Origin of the sequence: Streptomyces sp. NRRL S-378 (assembly GCF_000720645.1) — a bacterium.
Lineage (GTDB): Bacteria > Actinomycetota > Actinomycetes > Streptomycetales > Streptomycetaceae > Streptomyces.
This window is the reverse complement of the sequence record NZ_JOBX01000068.1, coordinates 24,698-30,756: the sequence shown is the minus strand read 5'-3', so window position 1 is coordinate 30,756 and position 6,059 is coordinate 24,698. Positions and strand designations below refer to the sequence as shown.

5 protein-coding genes are annotated in these 6,059 nt (G+C 72.4%); 3 read left to right on the top strand and 2 right to left on the bottom strand.

Annotated elements, in window-relative coordinates; all coding sequences use genetic code 11:
* Nucleotides 1-193: 193 nt before the first annotated feature.
* Nucleotides 194-1,750 carry a M1 family metallopeptidase gene (locus IH80_RS0132400; RefSeq protein WP_030965225.1) on the top strand — a complete coding sequence of 519 codons (1,557 nt, stop codon included), beginning with the start codon at nucleotides 194-196 and terminating at the stop codon, nucleotides 1,748-1,750.
* 56 nt (nucleotides 1,751-1,806) lie between these two features.
* On the opposite strand, the gene IH80_RS0132395 is transcribed toward IH80_RS0132400, so the two are convergent.
* Complete coding sequence (locus IH80_RS0132395) at nucleotides 1,807-2,709, bottom strand: oxygenase MpaB family protein (protein ID WP_051810191.1); 903 nt, start codon at nucleotides 2,707-2,709, stop codon at nucleotides 1,807-1,809.
* A 92-nt stretch (nucleotides 2,710-2,801) separates the two neighbouring features.
* On the opposite strand from IH80_RS0132395, the gene IH80_RS0132390 reads away from it, so the two are divergent.
* Nucleotides 2,802-3,005, top strand: coding sequence for a hypothetical protein (locus IH80_RS0132390; RefSeq protein WP_030965222.1), 204 nt, complete (start codon nucleotides 2,802-2,804; stop codon nucleotides 3,003-3,005).
* A 125-nt stretch (nucleotides 3,006-3,130) separates the two neighbouring features.
* Nucleotides 3,131-4,120, top strand: a complete 990-nt coding sequence (gene sph, locus IH80_RS0132385) for a sphingomyelin phosphodiesterase (protein ID WP_030965220.1) — start codon at nucleotides 3,131-3,133, stop codon at nucleotides 4,118-4,120.
* 89 nt (nucleotides 4,121-4,209) lie between these two features.
* On the opposite strand, the gene IH80_RS0132380 is transcribed toward sph, so the two are convergent.
* On the bottom strand, nucleotides 4,210-6,051 hold the full coding sequence (locus IH80_RS0132380; RefSeq protein ID WP_030965219.1) for an AMP-dependent synthetase/ligase: 1,842 nt from the start codon (nucleotides 6,049-6,051) through the stop codon (nucleotides 4,210-4,212).
* Nucleotides 6,052-6,059: the final 8 nt, after the last annotated feature.

Here is a 6,059-nt window from a genome sequence, read left to right as displayed (position 1 = left end):
GGCCGGGGCGGGTGCGGCGGGGGGGGGCGGCCCCCGCGCGGCCGGGTCGGAACCGTTCCCCGCGCGGACGCGTGACGGCCGAATGGCGATCGTGTGACAGCGGGAGCCATGGACATGACCTGAGGGGCAGGGGTGAATACGGTCGAGCCACGACCTCGAACCGAGCTGTCTCCCCTACCACTTGGAGCCATTCGTGCACCGCAAAGTCATCGTCCCGAGCGTGCTCGCCGCTTCCCTCCTGCTGGTGATCCCGGCGTCTGCGGCGAGCTCCGGACCGGGCGCCCCGGGTATCGGCGATCCCTACTACCCGGCCAGCGGCAACGGCGGATACGACGTGTCGCACTACGACCTGCGCCTGAAGTACCAGCCGACGACGGACCTGCTGGAGGGCACCGCGACCCTGATCGCCACGGCCAAGCAGGACCTGTCCCGTTTCAACCTGGACTTCGGCCTGAAGGTCAGTGAGATCCGCGTCAACGGCGCCAAGGCGACGTTCGCCACGTCCGGCGCGCACGAGGTGGAGGTCACCCCGGCGAAGCCGCTGGCGCGCAACACCCCGCTGACCGTCGTCGTCACGTACGCCGGCAAGCCGTCCGAGCTGAAGGTCGACGGCTGGACGTCCTGGCACCGCACCCCGGACGGCGGCGTGGCGGCGCAGGAGCCCGACTCGGCCGTCTGGTGGTTCCCGAGCAACGACCACCCGCTGGACAAGGCCACCTTCGACGTCTCGGTCAACGTGCCCGACGGTACCCAGGCCATCAGCAACGGCGTGCTCCAGTCGCAGACTTCGCGGCTCGGCTGGACTCGGTACAACTGGCGCTCCAACAAGCCGCAGGCCACTTATCTGGCCACCCTCGCCGTCGGCAAGTTCGACATCACCACCGACAGGACGGCGAGCGGGCTGCCGATCGTCAACGCGTACAGCAAGGACCTCGGCGACAACGCGGGCGCGGCGCGTGCGAGCGTGGAGCGGACCGGCGAGGTCACCGAGTGGCTGGAGGGGGTCTTCGGTCCGTACCCCTTCAACGCGCTGGGCGGCTACGTGCCGAACGTGAACGCCGGCTTCGCCCTGGAGACCCAGACGCGGCCGTTCTACGGTCCGCGCCAGTTCCAGAACGGCGCGAACGTCTCGGTGGTCGTGCACGAGCTGGCGCACCAGTGGTACGGCGACAGCGTGTCCGTGGAGGGCTGGAAGGACATCTGGATCAACGAGGGCTTCGCCCGCTACAGCCAGTGGCTGTGGTCGGAGAAGGAGGGTGAGGGCACGGCGCAGGAGCTCGCCGACTGGGCCTACTCCCTGCGTCCGGCGGAGGACGCCTTCTGGCAGGTCAAGCCGGGTGATCCCGGTCCGGAGAACCAGTTCCACGGGGCCGTCTACGACCGCGGCGCGATCGCCCTCCAGGCGCTGCGCAACGAGATCGGCGACGAGAAGTTCTTCCGGATCCTCAAGGGCTGGCCGACCGAGCGGGCCTACGGCAACGCCAAGGTGGGGGACTTCGTCCGGTACGCCGAGAAGGTCTCCGGCAAGCCCCTGGCCCAGCTGTTCGAGACCTGGCTCTACACCCCGGGCAAGCCCGAGGCCTCGGCGCTGAACCCGGCGGCCGCGAAGCCGGCGGCCCGGTCGGCGCAGTCCGCCCCCGCCAAGCCCGCCGCCGAGCCGAAGTCCTGGAAGAAGATCGCGGAGACCAACACCGTCCACGACACCGGGCACGGCACCGGGCACGGCTCCGGCCCCGGCCACCGGCACTGAGTCCGCGCCGCAGGCGGCCACCGCACGCGGCGGGGCCGCCTGCGGTACGGGGGCCGTCAGCGGCGTCCCGCGTGCCACTGCGCCCGCGCCCGGTGGGCGATCGGCAGGTAGCGGAGCCGTTCGGGCAGCAGCGGGACGAGGAGCCGCACGGCCGTGCTGAAGCGGCGCAGCCGGCGCTCCTGCGCCGGGCTCCACTCCAGCCCGATCGCGGCGCGCGCCTCGGGCGGCATGTACCCGGCGGTGACGAAGGCCCGCAGGCGCAGGAACGCCGCCCGCAGCACCGGCCAGGTCAGCCGCAGCAGCAGCCGTACGGGGAGCGGCCCGCCCTCGGGCCGGGGCAGCGGCACGTCGGTGGCGACCAGCTCGCGGGCGACCGCGGTCGGCTCGATCTCCTCGGCCAGCATCCGGCCCCAGTACGTCCAGTACTCCTCGATGGTCTGCGGCATGTCCCGGTCGCGCAGGCCGAGGATCCGGCCGACCTGGAGCCATTCGCGGTAGAGCTGCTGCTCCTGCGCCGGGGTGAAGCGGCGCAGCAGGTAGCGCCCGGCGTACAGGTAGACCGGGAAGCCGGTGGCGTGGACCCACGCATAGCAGGCGGGGTCGAGGGAGTGGTAGCGCCGGCCGCGGGTGTCGGTGCCCTGGATTTCCTTGTGCAGGCGGCGGACCCGGCGGCCCTCCTCGGCGGCGTCCTCCCCTCCGTACACCCACAGCTGGACCGAGCGCAGGGAGCGTTCGCCGCGGCCCCAGGGGTCGGTGCGGAAGACGGAGTACTGGTCGACGCCGGCCGCGATGGCCGGGTGCGCGACCTGCATCGTGAAAGCGGCGGGCAGCATGAGCAGCGCGCGGACGTCACCGGCGATGGTCCACAGCACCCCGCCGGGCGGCGGCGGTGCGGGGTCGGTGCGGGCGGCCGACGTCCCCGGTGTCCCGCGCGCGGGCCGTCGGTCGTTCCCGGTCATGCGCGCCCCCAAGCCGTCGATCTCTTCCGGTTCCCAGTATGACCTGCGCCGAAGCCCTTCCGGCGGGCCGGTCCGCACGCCATGCTGCGGCGATGGACCTGTCTCCCTCGGCGTGGCTGGAAGCCCTCCTGCCGTCCGTGCTCGCGGTTGCCGCCGTGACCGCCGCCCTCGTCTGCGCGGCCGCCGCGGGCATCGTCGTCGTGTTGCGCCTGGTGCTGCGGCGCCGTCGCCGGGCGCTCCGGGAGGAGGCCGCGGGGGGTCTCGCCGGCTTCACCTGGACCCCTGCCGAGGAGTGACGACGGGCTCGCAGCGTGATCGTCGCGGCCCGGACAGAAAGTGGCTGCACGGGTGTTACCCAGAGGTAACCGCGGCTGCTTGGATGACGGGGCCGATCTTCCCGCGCAGGAATGATGGAGACCTCATGCTGCACACCTCCCACCGCCGTCACCGGGCCGCAGCCGCGGCCGTCGCGGCGATCGCCGCAGGCGCCCTGGCAGCCACCACCGCTCCCGCCGCCACGGCCGCGGAGAACGCCGCCGCACCGCGGCTCAGCGTCCTGTCGTACAACGTGTTCCTGATGAGCAAGAACCTCTACCCGAACTGGGGCCAGGACCACCGGGCCGCGGAGATCCCCAAGACCTCCTTCTACAGGGGCCACGACGTGGTCGTGCTCCAGGAGGCCTTCGACAACAGCTCCTCGGACGCGCTGAAGGCGAACTCCGCCGCGCAGTACCCGTACCAGACCCCGGTCGTCGGCCGCAGCAGGACCGGCTGGGACGCCACGGGCGGCGCCTACTCCTCCACCACCCCGGAGGACGGCGGCGTCACGATCCTCAGCAAGTGGCCGATCGTCCGCAAGGAGCAGTTCGTCTACAAGGACGCCTGCGGCGCCGACTGGTGGTCCAACAAGGGCTTCGCCTACGTCGTGCTCGACGTGAACGGCACCAAGGTGCACGTGGTCGGCACGCACGCGCAGTCCACCGACCCGGGCTGCGCTGCGGGCGAGGCCGCGGAGATGCGCGCCCGTCAGTTCCGGGCCGTGGACGCCTTCCTGGACGGCAAGAACATCCCGGCGAACGAGCAGGTCATCCTGGCGGGCGACCTCAACGTCGACTCGCGCACCCCCGAGTACGCGACGATGCTCGCCAACGCCGACCTCGCCGACTCGGACTCGCGCACGGGCCACCCGTACTCCTTCGACACCGCGCTGAACTCGATAGCGAAGTACCGCTACCCGACGGACCCGCGCGAGGACCTGGACTACGTGCTCTACCGCAAGGGCCACGCCCGTCCGGCGGGCTGGGAGAACAACGTGGTCAAGGAGGAGGCGGCGCCCTGGACGGTCTCCAGCTGGGGCACCTCCTACACCTACACGAACCTCAGCGACCACTACCCGCTGATCGGGCGCTGACCCGGCAGGCGGCCGGCCGGCGGGCGCGGCACCGCCCCCCGGCCGGAGGCGTGCGGGTCACCCGCGTGCCGCCGGCCGGAGGCGTGCGGTCACCCCGCGTCGTACGGATCCTCGTACAGGCCGTCGATCAGCGCGCCGTACTTGTCGCGGATCACCCGGCGGCGGAGCTTGAGGGAGGGCGTGAGCTCTCCGGTCTCGGGGCCCCATTCCTCGGTGAGCAGCCGGTAGCGCTTGATCTGCTCGGTCCGGTTGAGCCGCGCGTTGGCCGCCTCGACCGCGCGTGCGATCTCCTCCCGGACCGCGGGGTGTTCGGCGAGCGCGGCCAGCGAGGCGGCCTCGATGCCCCGGGCGGCCGCCCAGACCGGGGCCAGCTCGGCGTCCAGGACGAGCAGGGCGACGAGATAGGAACGGCCGTCGCCGTGCACCAGCGCCTGGCCGATCAGGGGGTGTTCCTTGACCGTGTTCTCCACCAGAGCCGGCGAGACGTTCTTCCCGTTGGACGTGATGATCAGTTCCTTCTTGCGGTCGGTGATCCAGAGGAAGCCGTCCTCGTCGATCCGGCCGACGTCCCCGGTGGAGAACCAGCCCTCCGGGTCGCAGGCGCTCTCCACCGAGCCGTCCGGGCGCAGGTAGCCGCCGAAGACGGTCGCACCGCGGGTGAGGACCTCCCCGTCCTCGGCGATCCTCAGCTCCAGCCCCTCGATCGGACGGCCCACCGAGCCCAGCCGGAAGCCGTCGGCGCTGTTGAGCGTGCACACCCCGGCCGTCTCGGTGAGCCCCCAGGCGTCCATGATCGTGATGCCCCAGCCGGCCCAGAAGCGGACGACGTCGAGGGGCATGGGTGCGGTGGCACTGGCCGTCCAGGCGAGCCGGTCCATGCCCGCCAGGCGCAGCAGCGGGTCCAGGGTCCGCTCCTTGGCGGAGGCGTACGAGGCTTCGAGCTCGGCCGGCACCTCTTCGCCCCGCTCGTGGTGGGCGGCACGGGCGCGGGCGAGGTCGTTGGCGGCCTCTATGGCGTTCCTCTGGTCCTCGGGAAGCTGTGCGAGCACCGCACGGACGGAGGCGGCGAGCTTCTCCCAGACCCGGGGCACTCCGAAGAACTGCACCGGGCGCAGTTCGCGGACGGCCGCCGAGACGGCGGTGGGATCGGCGCACAGCATGACGTGCGAGGCCCGCAGCAGGGGCAGGTAGATGCCGAGGACCCGCTCGGCGATGTGCGCGAAGGGCAGGTAGCAGATGTGCTCGGCGTGCTCGGGGAGGTCCACGCCCCGGTCGAGGCGGACCGCCTGGAGGATCAGGTTGCGGTGGGTCAGGCGCACGCCCTTGGGGTCGCCGGTGGTGCCCGAGGTGTAGACGACGGTGAGCGGGTCCTCGGGCCGGCTCTCCTGCCAGGCCTTCTCGAAGGCGTCGGCGCGGTGGAGCCGGGCGCCGCTCGCGTAGAGGGACGCGTACGTGCCGTGCCGGCCGGCCTCGGCGGCCTCGGCGACGACGAGGCGCTCCAGGGGGACGTCGGCGGCGGCCAGCAGGGGTTCCCACCGGACGAGTTCGCGGGCGCCCTCGACGACGGCGACCCGGGCCCGGCTGTGGCGGGCGATGTGCGCGATCTGCTCGGGCGCGGAGGTCCCGTACACGGTGACGGGCACGGCGCCCAGGTGGAAGAGGGCGAGGTCGCTGAGCCAGTGCTCGGGGCGGTTGCCCATCATCAGCAGGACGTGCTCGCCCCGCTCGACGCCGAGGGCCGCGTAGCCGGCGGCGAGGACGGCGACCTTGTGGCGGACCTCGCTCCAGGAAAGCGTCGTCCACCCGGCCGCGTCGGGCCCGGCGCGCCAGGAGAGGGCGGGGAGCTGCCCGTGCTCGGCGGCGTTGCGGGCCAGCAGGGCGGAGAAGGTGATCTCTTCGGGTCGTCCGGGCAGTCGCAGGTTCGTGGTCATGGGCAGCT

Excerpts from the sequence above, each read along its gene's own strand:
- IH80_RS0132395 (WP_051810191.1), bottom strand. The coding sequence starts at position 2,709 with ATGACCGGGAACGACCGACGGCCCGCGCGCGGGACACCGGGGACGTCG.
- IH80_RS0132390 (WP_030965222.1), top strand. The coding sequence starts at position 2,802 with ATGGACCTGTCTCCCTCGGCGTGGCTGGAAGCCCTCCTGCCGTCCGTG.
- sph (WP_030965220.1), top strand. The coding sequence starts at position 3,131 with ATGCTGCACACCTCCCACCGCCGTCACCGGGCCGCAGCCGCGGCCGTC.
- IH80_RS0132380 (WP_030965219.1), bottom strand. The coding sequence starts at position 6,051 with ATGACCACGAACCTGCGACTGCCCGGACGACCCGAAGAGATCACCTTC.